This window comes from Bradyrhizobium sp. WSM2254, from assembly GCF_000472645.1.
Lineage (GTDB): Bacteria > Pseudomonadota > Alphaproteobacteria > Rhizobiales > Xanthobacteraceae > Bradyrhizobium > Bradyrhizobium niftali.
The window spans coordinates 16,088-36,763 of record NZ_AXAB01000064.1 but is presented as its reverse complement, the minus strand read 5'-3'; the positions used below and the strand labels follow the sequence as shown (position 1 = coordinate 36,763).

General features: G+C 58.7%; 12 protein-coding genes and 5 pseudogenes. 8 read left to right on the top strand and 9 right to left on the bottom strand.

The window, feature by feature from the left end; translation table 11 throughout:
* Nucleotides 1–251: transposase (locus tag A3M7_RS47650; RefSeq protein ID WP_198033873.1), on the top strand; the 251-nt coding region annotated here is incomplete at its 5' end.
* 17 nt (nt 252–268) lie between these two features.
* On the opposite strand, the pseudogene A3M7_RS45450 reads toward A3M7_RS47650, so the two are convergent.
* The 5 genes and pseudogenes from A3M7_RS45450 to A3M7_RS51405 all read right to left on the bottom strand — a co-directional run.
* Nucleotides 269–760 (bottom strand): annotated as a pseudogene (locus A3M7_RS45450) (IS21 family transposase); the annotation flags it as partial.
* 999 nt (nt 761–1,759) lie between these two features.
* A complete protein-coding gene (locus A3M7_RS0135000; RefSeq protein WP_084302791.1) occupies nt 1,760–2,728 on the bottom strand; it encodes a bifunctional 2-polyprenyl-6-hydroxyphenol methylase/3-demethylubiquinol 3-O-methyltransferase UbiG in 969 nt (322 codons plus the stop codon).
* Between the two features lie 1,195 nt (nt 2,729–3,923).
* Nucleotides 3,924–4,253, bottom strand: coding sequence for a hypothetical protein (locus tag A3M7_RS0134990; RefSeq protein WP_027548080.1), 330 nt, complete (start codon nt 4,251–4,253; stop codon nt 3,924–3,926).
* A 15-nt stretch (nt 4,254–4,268) separates the two neighbouring features.
* A complete protein-coding gene (locus A3M7_RS0134985) occupies nt 4,269–4,532 on the bottom strand; it encodes a hypothetical protein (RefSeq protein ID WP_027548079.1) in 264 nt (87 codons plus the stop codon).
* 679 nt (nt 4,533–5,211) lie between these two features.
* On the bottom strand, nt 5,212–5,622 hold the full coding sequence (locus A3M7_RS51405) for a transposase (RefSeq protein ID WP_371090236.1): 411 nt from the start codon (nt 5,620–5,622) through the stop codon (nt 5,212–5,214).
* A gap of 15 nt (nt 5,623–5,637) precedes the next feature.
* Between A3M7_RS51405 and panB the strand changes: the two are divergent.
* Nucleotides 5,638–6,454 (top strand): annotated as a pseudogene (panB, locus tag A3M7_RS0134970) (3-methyl-2-oxobutanoate hydroxymethyltransferase).
* Nucleotides 6,455–6,463: 9 nt separating this feature from the next.
* Nucleotides 6,464–7,306, top strand: coding sequence for a pantoate--beta-alanine ligase (gene panC, locus A3M7_RS0134965; RefSeq protein WP_027548078.1), 843 nt, complete (start codon nt 6,464–6,466; stop codon nt 7,304–7,306).
* Nucleotides 7,307–7,570: 264 nt separating this feature from the next.
* Here the strand turns inward: panC and A3M7_RS0134960 are convergent, their stop codons facing one another.
* Nucleotides 7,571–9,064: an NAD-dependent succinate-semialdehyde dehydrogenase gene (locus A3M7_RS0134960; protein ID WP_027548077.1), complete on the bottom strand. Its 1,494-nt coding sequence runs from the start codon at nt 9,062–9,064 to the stop codon at nt 7,571–7,573.
* A gap of 528 nt (nt 9,065–9,592) precedes the next feature.
* Between A3M7_RS0134960 and A3M7_RS47640 the strand changes: the two genes are divergently transcribed.
* The 5 genes and pseudogenes from A3M7_RS47640 to A3M7_RS47625 all read left to right on the top strand — a co-directional run bounded on the left by A3M7_RS47640 (nt 9,593) and on the right by A3M7_RS47625 (nt 17,098).
* Entirely contained in the window at nt 9,593–10,111 is a 519-nt protein-coding gene (locus tag A3M7_RS47640; protein ID WP_049823885.1) for a hypothetical protein, read from the top strand.
* Between the two features lie 27 nt (nt 10,112–10,138).
* Nucleotides 10,139–11,587 (top strand): methyl-accepting chemotaxis protein, encoded by a 1,449-nt coding sequence (locus A3M7_RS0134955; RefSeq protein WP_084302790.1) that lies wholly within the window; start codon nt 10,139–10,141, stop codon nt 11,585–11,587.
* Between the two features lie 758 nt (nt 11,588–12,345).
* Nucleotides 12,346–13,230, top strand: a complete 885-nt coding sequence (locus A3M7_RS0134950; RefSeq protein WP_049823883.1) for a TauD/TfdA family dioxygenase — start codon at nt 12,346–12,348, stop codon at nt 13,228–13,230.
* 1,289 nt (nt 13,231–14,519) lie between these two features.
* Nucleotides 14,520–15,941: pseudogene (locus A3M7_RS47630) on the top strand (ISL3 family transposase); the annotation flags it as partial.
* Between the two features lie 146 nt (nt 15,942–16,087).
* Nucleotides 16,088–17,098 (top strand): annotated as a pseudogene (locus tag A3M7_RS47625) (IS110 family transposase).
* 351 nt (nt 17,099–17,449) lie between these two features.
* On the opposite strand, the pseudogene A3M7_RS47620 reads toward A3M7_RS47625, so the two are convergent.
* From A3M7_RS47620 to A3M7_RS0134915, 3 genes and pseudogenes are all read right to left on the bottom strand, one after another.
* A pseudogene (locus tag A3M7_RS47620) lies at nt 17,450–17,726 on the bottom strand (transposase); the annotation flags it as partial.
* Between the two features lie 99 nt (nt 17,727–17,825).
* Nucleotides 17,826–19,448 (bottom strand): MFS transporter, encoded by a 1,623-nt coding sequence (locus A3M7_RS45430; RefSeq protein ID WP_049823881.1) that lies wholly within the window; start codon nt 19,446–19,448, stop codon nt 17,826–17,828.
* Nucleotides 19,449–20,089: 641 nt separating this feature from the next.
* Nucleotides 20,090–20,566 (bottom strand): Lrp/AsnC family transcriptional regulator, encoded by a 477-nt coding sequence (locus tag A3M7_RS0134915; protein ID WP_027548073.1) that lies wholly within the window; start codon nt 20,564–20,566, stop codon nt 20,090–20,092.
* Nucleotides 20,567–20,676: the final 110 nt, after the last annotated feature.

Sequence of the window (20,676 nt, the reverse complement as noted above, 5' to 3'; positions counted from 1 at the left end):
TGCGACGGCTTGAGTTCCACTACACGCCAAAGCACGCAAGTTGGCTCAACATGGTCGAGATCGAAATCGGCGTCCTGCGAGGCCAGTGCCTGGATCGCAGGATCGACGATCCCAAGCGACTGCGCCGCGAAATCACCGCTTGGGAACGACAACGAAATACCGCCCGCTCTCGCATCAAATGGATGTTCACGACAGACAAGGCTCGCGCCAAAATGGCAGGCGCCTATCCCGCCACTTCCAAAGAGTCATAATCACTGTGACGAAGTACTAGGAACAGCATGCGCCTGTGACAGAGGCGGACCTGGGCGACCTTCACCATTACCGTGGGGCCGCTCAGCAGGACCACCTCGTGGCTCCAGTCAAACTGGTACGCTTCGCCCGGCGCAAAGCTCAGCGGGACGTAAGCAGCCGCGGTTGATTGCCCGCGTTCTTTGCCCCACCGCCTGGCGTAACGTCGCACGACATCGTAACCATCGTCATAGCCGCGGCCGCGCAGCTCTTCGAAGATCCGGATCAACGTCAGCTGCTCACGAGCGGATTTGCCCACGTTCGCCGCAAGCAGCCCGTCAAGTTCGACTGCCCATCGTCCGAGCTTTGGCCGCGGCTGCACTTGCCGCTCATACTCGAAGGAGGTCTCTCCCGACCTCAGAACCTTCCGGACCGTGTTCCGCGACACCTTCAGGTCACGGGCGGTCTCCTTGATCGTCTTGCCCTTAATGAAGTGCTCGCGCCGAATCCGCGCGATCAGATCAGGCGACAAAGGCCATATCCCGTCGGCCTGGCCTCGTTCATGCGCAGCCGAGCCGGCATAATCTCTTCTTTCGAAATGGAGGCAAGGTGAACGCAAGCGGCCGCCGCCCAGCAGAGTTATTCAGTCGGGCGTCATCAGGACGCACAACGCACATCCGTTGCTCCTCAAGTGATGAGCTCGCAAATCATCCTATTTAGTCCGATCGGAGAAGGCGATTGGGGGTGCCACCGGTGAGTTCACGTGACTGGGATGAGGCGCCGTCTGTGCTGCGGGCGAAGGCCAAAACTGGCTGGCACCGAAAGCGCAGGCTGGCCGAGAGCGGCGGCCCAGCCGCGTCACGGGTCCTGCGCTTGAGCACGACCTAACCGCTCCGCCTTCGCAGCAAGACGATGGTTCCTCTCCGAAATCGGGATCGTAATCTCGTTATCGACACTAATCAAGCCGGATAGAAACAAGTAGGTCAATCATGCCTTTTCATTGGTGGTCTCCTCCTAAGAATGAATTTACACCGAGAGGACGTCTGCGACGACGCTGCACGAGCTGCAGCGCTGCTGCATTGCTTCAGTGACGCTGCATCTTCATGCAAGTGGCCGAAGTTGGCATGATGGAAAGTTGCGCCGGCAGCGTCGAGGATCTCGAAATCCATGGCGTGATCAGTCCATCAACTTCCTGGAAGAGAACGATACCTATGAGGACAGTCAACTATGCCTCCAATGACGCGCCAGGCGACGCAGTCCGCGGTGGTTTGGCGATGCCAATCGCCAGAACAACGCGCTGGAGATTTACGTCGTGATGTCCAGCGAGGTACTGCCAATATCTTCTACGGAGCGCTCCCGCGACATCGAACGAGTTGTCTCGAAATAACTCGGCTCGACGTGAGTGAGCCCGACGTGTCACGCGCAGATTTCGACCTTTACTATCCAGCTTGTGGCGTCGCTGGAGCCGCTTTAACTTCCGTTGCGCGGGATCAATTTCGCCGGGCTACGGTCGCCATTACGCTCCAGCGGCTCAACGCCGCCCGAGCGTAAACACCATGTACGAGAGCTGGGCGAAGGGTGCGCGCGCAAACTCGAAGGCGGCGAAGCTCGCCCGCAATAGCGGATACAGCGGATGATGGTACACCGGACGTTGCGCCGAGATTTCGATGAGGCCCAATCGGCGCATGGCGTCGAGCACCGCCAAGCTCCAGTACCATGGAGCTTGCTTGTATGAGAACGAGACGACGCCAAGACCACTCTGTTCAGCCAACTCCGTAAAGCTCTGGCGGTTGAACAGTACGAAATGACGTGGCGTGTGATAGCCGCCCCACGAACGATGCCGGAACAGCCGCGCATCGAGCGCGTCGAAGTTTGGCGTCGTGATCAGCACGCGGCCGTGAGCCGTGAGGAGGTCTTCGATACGACGTAACACGAGCGCGGGGTCGCGTACATGCTCGATCAAACCGAGCGCTAGGACGAGGTCAAAGCGTCGATCGGTCTCGAACTGCTCGATACTGCCGAGATAATAGGCGTGTCCGCGTGCGACCGCCTGAGCTTGTGCGCCCTCGTCCAGATCGACACATTGCGTGAAGCTTACCCGCGGTGAACAGGACTTGACCTGGTCGAGTATCCAACCGCTGCCGCCACCGACGTCTAGGACGCTAAGCCGATCGCCTGGGATGGAGGCCAGCAGTTTCACTATAAGCCAGTCGAGCGATCGCTGACGCGGTATGATACCCGTTTTTTTAGACGCGTAGGAGTAATAATTCTTCGGATAGATCTCTCCGAGACGATCCCACAGCATTGGGACGATGAACAGGACATCGCACCTGTGGCATTTGTGGAAAGAGTAGGTGCGGTCGGACGTATGGTACTCGATGTCGTGGGCATCGGCGTACCAGCTTGTGTCGGTACAGCCTCTGATCGGGCATGCCGGTGACAAGCTGTCCTTCGTCACAAGCGTTCCCAACTGGTCGTCGTCGTTAGCATTCCGATTCATAACACGCCTCCAGCTAAAGTCTTAGGGCACGATCCAAAAAAATGTGCTGCGGCTTTGTCAGATGCAAACCCTCGCGCTTGACCGAACGACGATGCTCACTCGTGGAGCTTCTAACTGCCCTGAGCCCCTTCATCTCCTCCAAGAACTGGTAGGTTTTTCAGCGCGAACGAACTTTGTGCCACCCAGTCTAGTTCTGTCGCGAAACGCCCGAATTGAACGGTGGTGATCCAAGTTATCTCGATGAATTGGGCACAAAATGCCAGCAGAGACCGGTATCAGCAAGCCCCGGAGGGGTCGAGTTTCGAGCTTGGGCTCGGTATTGCTTGGCAAGCGTTCAGCTTGAGACAGGTTGAGCCGCGGCGGTTCTGATCGTGCCGGGAAGCGAGCCTGCGTGTCGGTAAAGCGGCTCTTCGTCTGCGCGGCGATCGCGTCACCAGCATTTCCGCGATCCTCATGAGATTGTTGGCGAGCACGGCGGCGCCGACCCACAATTCGAAGCGGTCGCGTCCTTTGGCAAGACAACGCTTCATGCCGTGGCCTGGGAACAGCACCGAGATGCGCCCTCGATGCCGGCGCGAAAGCGCTGACCATCCTTGAAGGCCGTATTCTTCTCATATGCCACCCATCGTGCCGTCCTCTCGCCGCCACGCTGAGGAATGCACGCCACTTTGACGCCAGCGTGCTTGCACGAGGCGAGGTTCTGCTCCCTGAAGAAGCCATGATCTGAGCCGTACAGTTGCGGGGCCCGGCCAAAGGACTGCCTGTGGCGTTGGAGGGAAATTGCCACGTGGACCTCGTCGGTGGTTTGCCCCTCAGCACCTCGTATTGCGTGATCAGGCCCGCTGCGCTTTCGGCGAGGAAGACCTTGTCGCTAAACTCGACCGGCGTGCGCACCTTGCCGCGCTTGATCAGGTCGGTATGAGGCTCGAAAATGGAATAGATCTTCTCGTCGGTAGCGAGCTGCTCACCAAGGAGCACACGACGACGTGACTGATCGATGACACAATCTCCCAGGCGGCAGAAGTGCTCGATAGCCCGCGCAGTTCCTCGATGGCTATGTCGGTGAACACGTCCTTGCCGCGGATCGTGCGGGTTTTCTCGAGCCCCGCGTGTGCGTTTCCTAGCGATGTCGATGAGCACCCGGTATGTGCGGGCCTGCTGCTCGTGACGTTGCCTCGTCGTCATGCGCTGGATCTCATACATCCGGCGCCGAGCCGCCCGCGTGCGGTCGCAAAAGCCCTTCGCAATTCCAGCGCTTTGGCCAGACGGCGGACCAGGCGTGTGACGACGCGGACCACATCCCATAGCAACGTGTTGTCGGTCGGATGATGAAGTCGGTCTGCACGACCGTGGTGTCGACCCGCAGCTTCGCGCCGTCCTCCAATCCGAACTCGACCGCTGCCCGAACCACCAAATCGTGAACCGCTCTCAGCGTTTGCGGGGTCAGACGGATGAAGCCACGCTGAAAGGCGTTATGCTTCGGCACCGGCGCGCGGTAGAAGTCGGTGAACTGACGAAGCGTCAATCCATCTGCGATGCGTTAACGCAACTCGCGATAGCCCCAATTCTTGAGCCGCATCAGAACCAGCGAGCGCAGAATCTGCGTCACCGTTAATCCGTGACGATCGCTATAGGGTTGCTTCAGGCCACGCACCAAGTCCCGTCGGACGCCCTCGACGACATCCCGCGGGTCGTCGAGAAAGCCGGATATCGCATCCAGCAGCGGTTCTAGGCGTATGCCCTGATCGCGTTGCCGCATCAGCTCCCAATCGGCAAAGCTGATCTGTCGCGCCGTCGCTCTCACATTGCTCGGCTCTTCTTGCTTTTGGATGCTTCGGCGCGTTCTCGCTTCAGCGGTTTGATGTATCGCGGTGCGGCCTGGTGCAGCAGATCCCGCAGAGCGCGCCCGTTGTCCAGGCTGCGCTGGACCTCCGGCACAAGCTCTTCCGGCAGGTAGACGGCAACGCAACGCCGGTTCGCGCGACCTTAGAGCACATAACTTTGATGCTGTTCGCCAGATCGGCACGCTGGGCAATTCTTGCGGATCCACAGACTGCGGCGCAGGCTCAGCGAACCCACAAGCGCTGGCCAAAGATTGGTCGATTCGCTTTGCTGCCAGCGCGCAACATCCGAAGGCGATTCCGAATCAACATGCTTCATATGAGGTATGTGATACCATGCACATGTACCTCGCAAGAAAAACTGTACTCGAAAGTCGCGCGACAACCCTTATTTTAAAGGCCGAAATATGTTTCGCGGCAGAAACTAGCCAGTCCATGGTGCCGATGTGCGAATGGATGCTGCGGGGCAGACCTCACTGCTCAAGCGCCTGCAATATGCTGCGGCATTAGAGCGAAGACTCCTTATTGATCTCTTCGGGCATGACGCGGCTGCCGACATTGCGCAGCGTTAGACTGAGACAAGCATGGGCAAGCAGCCCGACGAGCACAGCGGACACCAGGTCTGCGTTTTCTTGGTTTGAATCATATCAGGCGGCCTCGACGAGTTTGTAGGACCAGGTATGGATGACCGGGTGGCGATTGACATCGTCGGTGCCGGCCATGATGCGCTCCTTGAGCTCGTTCTTTGAAGTCACCCGGATGTGGCGCAGGACGGAGAGGGCGAATTTTGGAGAAGAAGCCCTCGATGAGGTTGAGCCAGGAGCCGTGCTTGGGCGTGAAGGTAAATTCGAAGCGGCCGGCCGGTCGTGTATCGAGCCAGGCTCTGGTCTCTCTCGAGATCTGGGTGGAATGATTGTCGAGGATCAACTTGATCGCGGTGCGGGGCGGATAGGTGGCATCGGGAAGCTTGAGGAATTCGATGAACTCTCGGCTGCGGTGGCGGTCTTTGACGAGAGCGTGGACCTTCCCGGTCCGCAGATCGATTCCAGCCAACAAGCTGAGCGTGCCATGACGCCGATACCCAAAATCGCGCGCTGGAAGCAGGAAGGTCGTCGTGTCGCGATGACCACCGCTTATGATGCCGTGTCGGCGCGCATCGGTGGGGGATAGCGTTGGCAATGTCTGTCTCGGGTTCGACAACACGCTCCCGGTCAGCATGGCAATGATGAACCACCATCTGGAAGCAGTTGCTCGCGTGAGGCCTCATGCCTTGCTCGTGGCTGATATGCCATTTCTCAGCTTTCACCTCAGCCCGGAGGAGACGATCCGGAACGCTGGGGGCTTCCTGCAGCGAGGCGCAGACGCTGTGAAGTTCGAAGGTGGTGCCAAGCGCTTTGAAATGGTCCGTGCGTTGGTCGATTGCGAAATTCCCGTGATGGGCCATCTCGGCCTCACCCCGCAAAGCGTCAATGTTATGGGCGGATTCAAGATGCAGGGAAGAAAAGCCGATGATGCGGTGCGGTTGCTGGAGGACGCCCACAGTTTGCAGGAGGCCGGTTGTTTCGCCCTCGTCCTCGAGGGCATTCCAGCCGAACTTGCGGCGCGTGCGACCGAAACCCTAATGATCCCAACGATCGGAATCGGCGCGGGCCCCTCCTGTTCAGGTCAGGTGCTTGTGTTCCACGACGTGCTAGGCCTCACCGCAGGTCACCGTCCCAAATTCGTTCGCGCCTATGCAGATGGCTTTGGACTGTTGCAGGACGCCTTGTCGCGCTGGGCCGCCGACGTTCGAGATGGTTCGTTTCCAGGCCCGGACGAATCTTATCGGCTCCCTGAGGACCTTGGAGACACAATCGCGCAATGGACGCCCTCCAATCGGACGTAAGAGCATCAGATGCAAACCATCAGGACAGTCGCGGAGCTTCGGCAGGCGCTCCTTCAATTTCGTAAGCCCCGAGCCGGCTTCGTTCCGACAATGGGCTATCTGCACGAGGGGCACCGCGCCCTGATCGAAGCGAGCAGGGCGCAATGTGATGTCAGTGTCGTCAGCATTTTCGTCAACCCCACTCAATTCGGTCCAAACGAGGATCTTGGCACCTATCCGCGCGATTTCCAGCGCGATGAAAAATTATGCCAAGATGCCGGGGTCGCAATCCTCTTTGCTCCGGATATAAAGGAGATCTATCCGGCTCGATTTGAGACCTTCGTTGAGCCCGGCGAGCTCGCAAAGCCGCTTTGCGGAGCTTTCAAACCCGGGCATTTCCGTGGTGTTGCCACTGTCGTCTGCAAGCTGTTCAACATGGTACAGCCAGACGTCGCGTTCTTCGGGCAAAAGGACTTCCAGCAATGCGCGGTCGTACGTCGCATGACGGTAGATCTCAATTTGCCGATAGAGATCATCACGCTACCAACCGTGCGGGAAGCCGACGGGTTGGCACTCAGTAGCCGCAATCGTTACCTGAAACGGGAAGAGCGTCAGCGGGCTCTCGCCATCAGCCACGGCCTAATCGCTGCAGCGGAACAGTTTCACTCAGGAGAACGAGACGTAGGCCGGCTGCTAGCGACAGCAAAGCAGCATTTGGCAGCCGTCGACCAGCTCGAGTACGTCGATCTGGTCGATTACGTTAAGCTGAAACCGGCTGAAAATCCCTTGAGAACGACTGCGGCGCTTTGCGTGGCTGCCTACGTCGGCTCAACTCGGCTGATCGACAATGTCATATTGCCGCTGCCGACGTGACATCCAATCCATTCCCTATGATTTAGTGGGTTAGAAACGATCCTGTGTGAGCGGGGTGGGAGGAACAGCTCCGTGAGAAGCCATGCCCAGATCATAAGTCACATGACCGACAAAGCGGACTCGCCCACCAGGGGGAAGTGGCTCAGGCTTCCGGATTATTGAATCGATTGGAGGCAGCAGGCGCGGGGACGCCAGAATGGGGCGAAAGCCCAAAACAAAAATGGTGATTGCGAGGCTCGCCGCTCGGCCCACAGGCCACTGGGATCAAAGCCCCGCCATCATCACGTATTTGATCTCGACATATTCTTCCATGCCGTGCCGGGAGCCTTCGCGTCCCAAGCCGCTTTCCTTGACGCCGCCGAAGGGGGCGACTTCCGTGGTGATCAGGCCGGTGTTGACGCCGACCATGCCCGACTCCAGCGCTTCCGCCACGCGCCAGACACGGCCGAGATCCCGGGAGTAAAAGTAGGAGGCAAGCCCGAAAGGCGAGGCGTTGCACATCGCGATCACGTCGGCCTCGTCCTTGAAGCGGATCACCGGCGCGAGCGGACCGAAGGTCTCCTCCTGTGCGACCAGCGAGTCCGACGTAACGTCGGCGAGCACGGTCGGCTCGAAAAATGAGCGTCCCAGCGCATGGCGCTTGCCGCCGGTCACGACCTTGGCGCCGCGCTTCACGGCGTCCGTGATGTGCCGCTCGATCTTGTCGACCGCCTCCATGTTGATCAGCGGCCCCTGCACGACGCCGGTTTCCGTGCCGTCGCCGATCTTCATTGCCGCGACCTTCTTCGACAGCTTCTGCACGAACTGGTCGTAAATGCCCGCCTGGGCGTAGAGGCGATTGGCGCAGACGCAGGTCTGGCCCATGTTGCGGTACTTCGAGACGATTGCGCCTTCGACCGCGGCATCGATGTCGGCGTCGTCGAACACCACGAAGGGCGCGTTGCCGCCGAGCTCGAGGCCGAGCTTCTTCACGCCGACAGAAGCCTGCCGGTAGAGAATCTTGCCGACCTCGGTCGAGCCAGTGAAGCCGACGAAGCGCACGGCCGGATGTTCGCACAGAACCTTGCCGATCGGCCGCGAATCCCCGGTAATGACGTTGAAGGCACCCTTGGGCACGCCGGCCTTCTCAGCGAGGGCGACAAGCGCCAGTGCCGACAGCGGCGTCTCGCTGGCTGGCTTCAGCACGACGGTGCAGCCTGCGGCGAGCGCCGGCGAGACCTTGCGGGTGATCATTGAATTCGGAAAATTCCACGGCGTGATCGCGCCGCAGACGCCGATCGGCTGCTTGATCGCCAGCAGCCGCGCATCGGCGCGCTGCGTCGGGATGGTCTCGCCATAGACCCGGCGGGCTTCCTCGGCGAAGAACTCGACATAGGCGCCGCCGATATCGACCTCGCCGAGCGCCTCGGTGAGCGGCTTGCCCTGCTCGGAGGTGAGGATCAGCGCGAGGTCCTCGCGATTGGCGATGATCAGCTCGTACCATTTGCGCAAGATGTTGGAGCGCTGCTTGGCCGTGAGCTTCGCCCAGGCAGGGAAAGCGCGCTCGGCGGCTTCGACGGCACGCGTCGCATCGTCGGCTGAGAGCTGCGGCACCTTGGCGAGCTCCATGCCGGTCGCCGGATTGTTCACCGAAAAGCTGGGTGAGCCGATCCAGCAGCCATCAATGTAGCAGGCCTCGCGCAGAAGCGACGGGTCCTTAAGACGGTCCCGCAGGGTGGACGAGCCTTGCAGGGCTCCTGCGGCGGCGGTCGGGGTCATCGCGTTGCTCCTAGGGGACGGCCGAATACGAGCGATCGGGTCTCTAGCGAAAAATGGCCGCGCGAGATACCGCGCGGCCAAGTCAGGGAGGAAGCGCCCCGAAGGGCACTGAATAGGCGCGCAGCAAGTAGATTAACTCGCTGGCAACTCCAATCTTGCACGAAACATCGTCAAATCGTGCAAGCCCACATCGCATACTCATTTCTTCGGGAGGATTGGCGGCGTTCCGCGAGATATCTTGCAGCTTTTATGCGCAAATGGCGACAAGCTCGCAGAAACTGCTACCTTAAAGTTTTTCTCGCGAGAATGTTCGAACTTATGTGCTGCTCATTGAGGCCGTCGAACAAATCGCAGTGGTTTTGCGCGCAGGGCGTCGGCTTCAGAGTTTCGCAATCAATCTAAATTAGTCATCGCCCTGTCAACGAGCGGCAGGCAAACCTACGGCTCAGCAATTTAGCAGCATAGCTGCGCGTCGCGACAGTGCTGGCCAGCATCGGGCGCATCGGGACAGTCATTTGAGGGGACAAAATGAGCAAAGTTGCGATCGCGATTCGCTGGATATCATTACTGCCTCGTGGATTCCGCATTGGGCTACGCGAGCAACAGGTTCTGCTGGGGATTTCAGGGGGCATTGCCACGGGCGCCATCAGCGCTGTCGCCCTGCTCTACGGGAGCGTAGCGCAACGTGAGTCGAATGCCAGCAACGAATTCAAGGACCAAGTCGTATTGTTGTCACAAACTTTTTTGGAGTCTGGCCAACTTGCGACCGAATTCGAGCGCAAGCCCAGTGAAGAATCGATCAAGAAGCATGCGGACAATCATGAGCGCCAGCTCGCGGCTCTAAGCCGTGTCGAGGCATTCGTGACTGACTTTCCCGACGATAACCCCATGAAAGAGGCGACCTCTCTGCGGTCCGTCATTAATCTGTATGCAACGCGCTTCCAGAACGTGGTATCGGCGCAACGAAACCTCGGCTTTAATGAGAACGAGAGATTTCAAGGCAAGCTGCGAAAAGCGGTCCGTGACGTTGAGCATCGGGTGAGCTAGCTGAACCAGCCCCAGCTCGCGATATTGATGCTGAAAATGCGCCGCCACGAGAATGAATTCATGTTGCGCAGCGAAGACAAGGATGGCGACCAACTCGTGGAGTGCGAGGCGGAATTTGAAACCGTTCTTGCGCAAGCCAACCTTCCTCCCGAGGTAAAATCCTCAATCCTGCCACTGATCCGCACTTACAAGGCGGACTTTCTGTCGTTCATGGTGACAAGGCAGACGCTGCGCGACCAGGTGGATGACCTGGAACAAATCTACGAGCGCATTCATCCGACGCTCATGAGAATTGTAGCTGCCGCGGGCGTCCATTCGCATCTGACGGGTATCCGTGCTGACCAGATTCAGCGGAAGTCCGTCTGGATAATTGGGCTGGGAACCGCGTTCGTGGGGCTGCTCGCTTTGCTGTTTGGTCGGCGGCTTGCAAGGACGGTGGCCTCAATGACTTCGGCCATGCGTCAGCTTGGCGAGGGCCGGTTTGATGTCGTGCTGCCGGGCCTCGGCCGCAAAGATGAGCTTGGTGACATGGCTGAAGCGATCGAGATGTTCAAGCTGCGAGCGAGCGAGAAGGCGCAAGCTGATCTCGATGCGAGAGCCGAACAGGATCGAGCGGTTGCCAATCAGCGCAGGGCCGACATCGCTCGGCTCGCAGGTGAATTTGAGGAGGCCATAGGGCAGGTGATTGACACAGTCTCATCCGCTTCGACGCAGCTTGAAGCGTCCGCACGAAGCCTCACCTGTTCGGCGGATCAAAGTCAGCAACGCTCGGTCGAGGTGGCGGCCTCTTCGGAAGAGGCGTCCGCGAACGTTCAACACGTCGTAGTCGCGACGGGCGAAATGGCGGCGACCATCGCCGACGTCGGTCGACAGGTCGAGGAAGTCTCCAGCATGGCACGCCAAGCTGTCCGCAAGGCCGAACTCAGCGATCAGCATATGGCTTGTCTTGCAGCCGCGGCGGAGCGGATCGGTAGCGTGGTCCAATTGATTGCCGCGATCGCGCGGCAGACCAATTTACTCGCGCTGAATGCGACGATCGAGGCGGCTCGCGCCGGCGACCTGGGTAGAGGCTTTGCCATTGTCGCCCAAGAAGTGAAGTCTCTGGCGGCTGAAACAGCGCAGGCAATCGTCGAGATTAGCGGGCAGATTGGTGGCATTCAGGCGGCGACGAACGATGCTGTCACGCAGATTGCCGAGATTGGCACCATCATCACGCGCATCTCGGAGATCGCCATGGCTGCCGTCGGTTCTATTGAAGAACAGAAAGCGACGGGCCGGAGTATCACGCTCAACTTACAGGAAGCGGCTACCAAAACCCTACAGGTGGCTTCGAGCGTGGGCGCAGTCACAGACCGCGCAAAAGAAACTGGAGGTGCGTCGGTGCAGGTGCTCAAATCTGCTGAGCTGTTGTCGGGGGAAAGCTCCCGGCTAAAGCATCAGCTGGACTGCTTCCTCAGCGGGGTTCAAGCGGCTTAGCCTTGCACATTAGAACGACATATCTGTTAATCACTCTTCTCAGTAAGAGACGTTCCGCCACCGCTGCGACTCGCCGTCTTGACAAGGCGCGAGAAGCTTTTCTGGTCGGTTCTCCGCGCGAGCCGTCCGCAACGTTCGAGTGAGTTGGTCGATGACTTTAATGTGAATCCACGCGATCGACGTCGAGACAACGAGTCTTGTCGGACAACGATCATGCGGAGAGGAACGACGGCTTCACTGGGTGATTCAGCGCGATAGCGGATCTCTTGCTCGGATCGGACCGCGTGATCGCCGGTTCAAACTGATGAGACTGCCGTAGTCTCGTCATGAATCTGTATCAGTTTCTCAGTAGTTCACGATCGCTTCTACCGGCAGAGATCATGCGTAGGAGACTGAGCCGCGATCAGAAGAAATGAACATTTCGAGTTGAGACTTTGCGATGAGGTCCACAAGTGCACAGTTTGCGCCGCGTTCAATGCAGATATTGCAGTAACGGCGACGTCCGCGAAGGAAACATTGCATGTCGTCGGAAACAAAAAAAGAGTTCGTTTCATTGACTGAGCGAAGATCGGTCTTACGTATTCAACGTCAGAGCGAGGTCATTGTGCCGCGGTAGAGTCCCGGCGGAATTGCTCGAAAAGAAACTCGGAATTCTGGACCAGGAAGCGCCAATTCGACGATCGCTCACGCGATCGGCGAGGGTGGAGTGTTGTCTACTGGATCATAGGAACGAGGATAGAACGATGCGAAATGCGAGAATGGCTGAGGCGTTTATTCCGCCGGAAAATATTATCAGGCGCGGGGCTCGGCTCGGTGCCGAGATTGTAAACGTCAGACTTTCTGCCGACTCGCCCCAGGACGTTCTCTGCGCGATCCACCAACTGGTGCTTGAGCATAAGGTTATCTTTTTACGTGACCAGAAGCATCTCGATGACGCCGCGTACGAACGTCTGGTGACTGTATTCACGGAGCGGGGCCCGCAGCCGCTCGGCTCGCCTCCCGGACTGCTGTCGACAGTCGAAATTGATTCAGATGACCATTGGTCGACGAATATCAGCTACCATGTCGATCCAGGGCTCTCCGTTCTGCGGCCCGTGGCGATCGCGCCTGGTGGCGGCGACTCGGCCTGGTCGAATATGCGAGCTGCATATCTCGACCTTCCGCAACCGCTGCGTAAGCTCGCTGACGCACTATGGGCGATTTATCGTGATGAATCTGCGGAAGCCATGGAATCAGGAGCTACCGAAGCAAACACAAACTCTCCAGATGAAGGGTTCGTTCAAGCCAACCTTGAAGTCGACCATCCGGTGGTTAGGATCCATCCCGAGACAGGTCAGCGCATCCTTGCGCTTGGCAACCTCGAAGGGCGTTTTGCTGGATTGCACAAGGATACCGGGCAGAAGCTGTTTCATCTGCTCAAGTCCTATATCACAGCGCCGGAAAATGCGGTTCGTTGGAGCTGGAAGGTCGGAGACATAGCGATATGGGACAATCGTGCAGCCCGGCACTATCCGATCGATGATAAGCAGTGGGACCCAATATGTCGCGACAACCTCGCTCGCGATCTGTCGCCCAGCGTGAACGGTCGCAGCAGCGGGCAGCGCGGTAGCACGCCAAAGCCTCAGGCAGCGAGGGCTGCCTGATGAATCGGCCTGCCTAGGACCAACCGGAGCCGAGCTCTCAAACCAGGAGCAAGCCACAGTCTCGCGTTTAGATAGCTCGCGGGGTATCCAAAAGAAAGCAGGTCCATTTTTCGACACACCCTCGACCAGGCGGCGGTCACGGCGAGCGCTCTGATTCTCGTCATGCGCCCGTATTGCGCGCAACGGCCGTACCGGCAGTGACGATGGCTGCCACATTTGATCGGTCGGGGCGCTCCATTCCGAATCAAGTCCGGCTGTTCTCTCACTTGGAGTAGTCGGCTTCGCGTTGGACGAGCTAATACTTCAGATTTTGGGACTTGAACGCACAGTTGCTGCCTTCTATCGGCTCAAATTGCCAACATGCAACTTCTCAGGCTCGATATCAATGGTCCGAGATGGACCTATCGGTTGGGTGTCCCGCGATCGTTGAGAAAATCATAGCGTTGGAGACGTCTGCATCAACTTGACGCTCAGAGAGCGACGCAGCGCGCTGAGGCTGAACGATGTGCGAGCAGCCCGTAGTGGATGCCGCAGTCTGCAATCGCAATCCTACGGCAGCCATTGCTGTCCGTACGACTGACCGCGGCCGGGTACACCCAACATAGTCCGGCTACGGGCAAGCAGATCTGCTCGTGAATGTTTGTTCTCAGTCACTGCATAAGCCGCCGTGAAGTTAGCAAAGGGGGGGAGAACCATGACGTCGCGCTACGAACGATCGAGGAATCTAGGATCAACCGGCACCGAGTCTGCCGCCTCGTTCGCCACGGCAAATGGTGGATTTGTGACGCCCGTAAATCCGTCGCCGCGGATTAAGGGCTTGGAAAGCAAGACTAATCCGCCGGAGCCTCCGGGAGAGGAGACAGGTGCAGATGGTCAAGCTCCGCTCGGCGGGATCTCATGACTTCTTGATGGTTCAGCCGGGACCGCCTGAGCCAAACATGAGTCGGAGCTCCGTAGATCCAGTCCGACATTGTGGATGCTGCGAGAAGGATTCGATCAGGGCGAGTTCCCGCACCGCGAGATGTTAGGGAAGCTCTCTCGCAGTTTCGTTTGGGGCAACGGCAGGCAATTGATGAAATTGCAGAGCTCAATCGCAACATCGGTGCGCAGCAAGCCGATTTGAAACGGATGGCAGATCAGATCGAGGCGCTGACCGCAAAGATCGAGTCTTTGCACAATATACCGGTCCCTACCTCTGTGCCCCCGCCGCCGGCCGCCCATCCGGTTTTGAGACCGGCCAAGAGAATGGTCCAACCCTCTAAACCAGAAGGGCCAGTCTCGGTTGGGGGCGCGCCGCTTCCCGACGCGTCCATAGCCGCTATCGACGACGCGTGACCGATCTGCCGCTCTCGGGGCGGATCGTCCAGCTCCTGGTGATCGCTCGCCGCTTCCGCGGTGACGCCGTCCTGTGCGGGCGCCAAATCTTCACTGAGCGCTTCGCCGAGGGGGTTCTGGCGCCGTCGGCGCGACGCACAGCGAGGCTGGAGTCCATCGTTCATCACCTCGGCCTGGCGCTTGGTGGTCGACCGGCAGCAGGCTTCGCAAAGCGGCTGATGTTGCCGGTGAGCAAGGATACGGTCCTGCGCGTGGTCCGACGTCGTCACCGTCCGCCGCCTGACCCGCTCAAGGTCATCGGCATTGATGATTGGGCCTGGCGGCGCAATCGCGCAATCACCGATACGCCAGCATCGTCTGTAACCTGGAAAGGCGCCGGATCGTCACCCTGCTGCCAGATCGTGAGCCCGCGACAGCAAGCCTAGCTCGCCGCTCATCCCACGATCGCGATCGTCGCCCGCGATCGCGGTGGTGGATATGGCGAAGCTGCGGCAAAGGCCCTGCCGCACGCGGTACAGGTCGCAGATCGTTGGCATTTGATGGAGAACGCCAGTCGGGCTTTCCTCGATGCCGTCCGCAAATCGATGCGCCAGATCCGAAGCGCAGTCGGGGCGGCAACCACCGATCCCAAGCTGCTCACCGCGGCCGAGCGCCTGCAGTATGAAGGATATCTTCGCCGCGAAGAGACCAATGCGGCTATCTTGGCCCTGTCGAAAACCGGAACGCCGATCATGCAGATCGTGCGCCAAGCCGGCCATAGCAGGCAGCTGGTTCGACAGGTGATCCGTGGCGAACACCATGACGTCTTCCGGACTCGGCAGAGTTCGCTCGATCAGCACCTGCCATGGCTCGACGATCAGTGGGCCGCCGGCTGCCGAAACGGGGCTGACCTTTGGCGGCGCCTAAGGGCGCGCGGCTTCCGAGGCTCTCTTCGTGTCGTCAGAGAATGGACAACACGTAGACGGCGGGCTGAAAAGGCCGATGTCGAAAACCTTCACCATCGGCGAGAACGATCGCTCGTCTTATGACGATCGGACGGGATACGCTCTCGAAGGCAGAGACAGTCACGGTCGTGGCGATCGAAGCTGGCGTACCGACCCTGGTCGAGGCACGCGAGATCACCGCCGGATTCCACTTGATGATCCGGCGCAAAGCTACCGCCGAGCTATCACCATGGATCGAGCGGGCTCGCGCCAGTCTCGTTGCCTCATTTTCCCGCGGCGTTACGAATGATGAAGCGGCGGTTCGGGCGGCGATCACCTTGCCCTGGTCCAACGGACAGACCGAGGGGCAGATCACCCGCCGTCGTCAAACGCCAAATGTACGGCCGCGGCAAAATCGATCTGCTTCAAGCTAGACTAATCGGCGCAGAATAAACGGAGCTGCACTAAAATTGCGTCAGAGCCTTTGTTGCAGACGATGACGTAATTGCTGACGGCGCCTGCGGCTCAAAAAGGTCTGCTATCTTCAAGCCTTCCAGCAATCTTACGAATCGGAGGGGGCCATGAAGCAATAAGTTGGGCTGGATGTCTCGCAAAAAGAGACCTCAGTATGTGTGGTCGACGAAATGGGTCAGGTCTTGTTCGAAGGAAAGGCAAAGTCCGACCCAGGGGTGCTCGCAGCGCTGCTTCGCAAGCGGGCGCCACAGGCGGAGCGCATCGGATTTGAGACCGGGGCGATGGCGAGCTGGCTATGGCATGAACTTCGTAGGGTCGATCTTCCGGTGGTTTGCATCGACGCCCGGCATGCCCACGCGGCTTTGTCCGTCCGCATGAACAAGAGCGATCAGAATGATGCGCGAGGCCTTGCCGAACTGGTGCGGGTTGGCTGGTATCGGGAGGTCAAGGTCAAGAGCGAGGAAAGTTAAAAGATCCGCGCGATACTCGTCGCGAGATCCCGACTCGTGTCCATGCGCCGAGATATCGAGAACCAGGTCCGAAGTTTGATCAAAGAATACGGCTTGCTGTTCTCACGCGCGATCGGTCAGCAGTTCCGCAACCAGGTCAGCGAGCTATTGGGCGATAATCATCCACTCCTCAGCGTGATATCGCCGCTCCTGTTGATCCATGAGCATATCTGTCAGCAGCAGAACAAGTTCGACGATGAAGTTCGCCAGTTGGCGAAGGCGGATGAGACGACGCGCCGCCTGATGACCGTTCCCGGTGTCGGTGTGGTGACCGCCTTGACCTTCCGCCATACGATCGACGATCCATTGCGCTTCCGATCGGCGTTGACGGTCGGTGCCTACCTCGGCCTTACACCTCGGCGCAACCAATCCGGCGAAACTGACATCAATGACAAGATATCTCGATGGGGCGACCGGCTCCTCCGAACCTACTTGTTTGAGGCCGCCACTGTCCTTCTTTATCGAACCAAAAAGTGGTCTTCCCTAAAGGCCTGGGGCATGAAGCTCGCCAAGCGGATCGGCATGAGGAAGGCAAAGGTCGCCATCGCCCGAAAGATCGCAGTCATCCTTCACTGCATCTGGGTCGATGGCACATCTTTCGACTGGGGGCAGCCACAGCCAGTCTGATATTTGCTCGCAAGTTCCTGGTCCGGTCTGCCGGACCGGCGATGTCCCGCTGGGACGGTGTTGAGGCGACCTCGTTCATTCGGCTGGTGGCGGCTCGACCGTACTCCGCTGCAAACGTTGAGGCGTCCGACCCGGACATCATCATAAGGCGCTACGCGACCTCGGAAAGGACCATGACCCCAGCGAAGACATCAACCAGTCAGGGCGATCCAATGCCTGGCCGGCAAAGTACGTATCAGCCGCGCTCGCGCCGTCTCCGCAACCCCGACCAGCTCCGACGGCGCGAGCGCTACCGTCAGAAGGTTTAAAAAGGTGATTGACAACATCCCGCAATTAAAGGGCCGAATGACATTCGAAGTCAGGATCATCGGACATCGCCTCAAAGATGCGGCACCAGACCCCTTTTGGCACTCCATCGACTGAAGCGCCGGAATACGCTGTTCCAGTCTCCGAACACTTCCGGAAGATCACGCCAGGGAGAGCCCGTACGCACGATCCAAAGCACACCTTCCACGAACATCCGATTGTCGCGGCCGGTCGAACCCTTCTGGTCAGCCCGGCCTATGATCAGCGGCGCCATCCGCTCCCATGCCGCGTCGTTCAAAACCAAACGATCCATCACGCCCAAGACGGCCTCCCCAAAAGCAGTCTTGAATCTGATTTGGTCCGAAAAGGGAATCCTTAGAGTCCACACCGCCTAGAGCTCGCTCACCGCGCGGTCGGGCACTTATTCCTTCCAGTGTACTGATCCGAACGGACGCTCGAGCATTCGCCGGATACGCGCTGGCTCCGGGCCGATGTGGAAAGCCATCGCCTGTTCATCCAATGCGCGCTCCGACAGTGTCGAGCGGTTGCGTTGCCGCAAATAGTCGAGCCATGTCGGGCAGTGATAGCGCTCGGTCCACAGCTCGGGATCGGCGATATCACGGGAGATAGACCATCCATAAGCGCCGTTGCGTTGACGGTAGAGTTGTACGTCCTGCATCACCTTGTGGAAGGCGCGCGCCTTTTCAGACGCCACCCGATATTCGATTTCGACGACGAGTGGCCCGCTTCGGTAGGTCAGCCGAAGCCGGACCTTAGGATCCGCAAGCATCTCGGCATCCTCGCCGCGCTCGGTTATCGGCGGCATGCGCAGCCACTTCCCAAGCAGCGGCAAGAGCAGCATCAGCGCGGCAGAGACGAGCAGCGTGATATCGACACCGACGGCATCGGTGAGGCGGCCCCAGCCCCAACTTCCTATCGCAAGTCCACCAGAAAATGCAGCCTGCCAAGCTGCAAGCGAGCGGCCTGCGACCCAGCGTGGAGCTGACAGTTGCATTCCAATGTTGAAGAGAGTCCACACGATCGTCCAAACGGCGCCTGCCAAAACCAAAGCGGCGGCTGTGATCACCGCTCGATGGCTGAGCGCGACTGCCGCAATAGCGAAGCTCATGGACAGCGTGCACGCACGAACCGCAGCCTCGCTGCTCATGCGCCTACGGATCTCCCCTATGTTAAGAGCTCCTATCACTGCGCCCACCCCGAACGCGCCAAGCAGAATTCCATAGGTTTGCGCACCACCGCCTAACAGGTCGCGGGCAACCAGCGGCATCAGCGCCTGGATCGCGCTTCCGACGATGCCGGTTATCATGGTGCGAGCCACCACGATCTTGATCGAAGGCGAATTGACAATATACCGCACCCCCGAGACGATGGCACGGCTGAGGCGTTCGCGCGGCAGCCGCGAGGGCTCCGCTGCACGTTTCCAAAGGAACAGCGCCACGATCAACGGCAGATAAAGGAGCGCGTTGATCGCAAACGTTGCCATCGCTCCAGCGGTCGCAACTACGATACCGCCGATCGCGGGCCCGAAACTGCGCGCTATGTTGTAGCTGATGCCATTGAGGGCGATCGCGGCGGGCAGTGCCTCAGACGGCACCTGCTCACTAACGGAAGACTGCCAGGCTGGGCCCATCAATGCCATGCCGCTGCCGACCACAAAGCAAAGTACGAGCAACGAACCCGGTGTAGTAAGGCCCACCCAATCCAACGCAGTCAAGGCGGTTGCGCCGCACAGTGCGATGGAAAGTGCAACCAGCGTCACGATTCGCCGGTCATACATATCCGCAATGGCTCCGGCCGGCATGGCAATGAACATGATTGGCAGCAACAATGCCGTCTGTACCAGTGCTACCTTATCTGCCGACGAAGTCATTTCGGTCATAGCCCACGCCGCACCAACACCCTGCATAAGGATGCCGAGATTGGACAACAGGCTCGCCAACCAAATCCGCCGGAACGTGGCGTAGCGCAAAGGGGCGCTAATGCCATCGACGTTGGAGCTCGGGGCGGTAGCCGAGTCGGTCATACTGACTCCTGGCGCGCATGCGATCGCGCAAATTTGGATGAGATGAGTGCTAGGGGAACGTCGGCAGGCATTAGCTGAGCGCGTTGTCTTACGAGTCTGGCTCAACTGGGTGGTTTCGGCGGTTGATACATAACTCGGGGTCAACGAGTACTTCAATGAAGACGTCCCAATCACCCGGCTCTTCAGTACGCAGTTTTCCATGAGATGATCGCTGAAATTCGATCATCGGGCCTTCGCGGTCGTGTCTGCCGTGCTTCCGTCCAAATGTCAGCGACATCGTTCCAAGGTCATATTCCAATTCGCACTCTTTCACGAGGGACTCGGGCAGCTGTTCGCTGGAAGCGAAATGATTTGCAGAGCCTCTGGGCGATCATCTGATCAAAATACGATTGGCTAGAACCGTGAGCTGCCGTGATGGCTGTGCTCGAACAGTCGCGACCAGTTTGCAAAGGCAACTCGGGCAGAGTTCCGCACGATGCTCGCGAGCTTGAACTCGTGACTCGCCGGTGCACATAGATTTGCCCTTAGCGGAATGGAGCTTTCGATAAATAGAGGGAAAACGGTGCGGCTTTCTCGCGTTGTATGAGTATTGGCGATGAAAAGCAGCGCAAAACGGATCGTCGTCGGAGCAGTGTCTGTGCTCAGCCTTCGTCCGGAACCTCAACGGGAATTGCAAATCCTGCCTTCACGCGGTCCATCACGACCATCGTCTTGAAACCCTTGATGTCTGGATTTTCATAAAAGAAGCGCCTTGTGAATTGCTCATAATCCTCCATCGTCCGCGCCGTAATGTATAGGACGAAGTCAGCGTCGCCAGTGACATAGAATCCGTTGACGACTTCAGCTGACGATTTGATGGCCTTCTTGAACCTATCGATGATGTCCGCGCGCTCTCGCTCCAGGCTGACGAGCACCAGCATCTGAATCGGCCTTCCCACCGCTTTCGCCGAAACGATCGAAACATCGGACTCGATAATTCCATCTGAGCGGAGTCTTTTCAATCGTCGTTGGCACGCGGTCGCAGACAGTCCGGCCAGTTCGCCGATTATTTCAGACGTCAGGCGATTGTTCTTTTGTACGATCTCCAGAATGCGGGCGTCTGTTCGGTCATATTGCATAAGAGTCAGGCTCCAGGTGAATTCCACCGAGAAACGACGGTCCCCTGCAGGAAACCAACGCACCATCGGAAAAAGCGACGCAAATCTGTTCGCGACATTAGTATCCTGAT

Coding starts and splice junctions, on each gene's coding strand:
- A3M7_RS0135000 (WP_084302791.1), bottom strand. CDS start 2,728: ATGAATCGGAATGCTAACGACGACGACCAGTTGGGAACGCTTGTGACG.
- panC (WP_027548078.1), top strand. CDS start 6,464: ATGCAAACCATCAGGACAGTCGCGGAGCTTCGGCAGGCGCTCCTTCAA.
- A3M7_RS0134960 (WP_027548077.1), bottom strand. CDS start 9,064: ATGACCCCGACCGCCGCCGCAGGAGCCCTGCAAGGCTCGTCCACCCTG.
- A3M7_RS47640 (WP_049823885.1), top strand. CDS start 9,593: ATGAGCAAAGTTGCGATCGCGATTCGCTGGATATCATTACTGCCTCGT.
- A3M7_RS0134955 (WP_084302790.1), top strand. CDS start 10,139: ATGCTGAAAATGCGCCGCCACGAGAATGAATTCATGTTGCGCAGCGAA.
- A3M7_RS0134950 (WP_049823883.1), top strand. CDS start 12,346: ATGGCTGAGGCGTTTATTCCGCCGGAAAATATTATCAGGCGCGGGGCT.
- A3M7_RS45430 (WP_049823881.1), bottom strand. CDS start 19,448: ATGACCGACTCGGCTACCGCCCCGAGCTCCAACGTCGATGGCATTAGC.
- A3M7_RS0134915 (WP_027548073.1), bottom strand. CDS start 20,566: ATGCAATATGACCGAACAGACGCCCGCATTCTGGAGATCGTACAAAAG.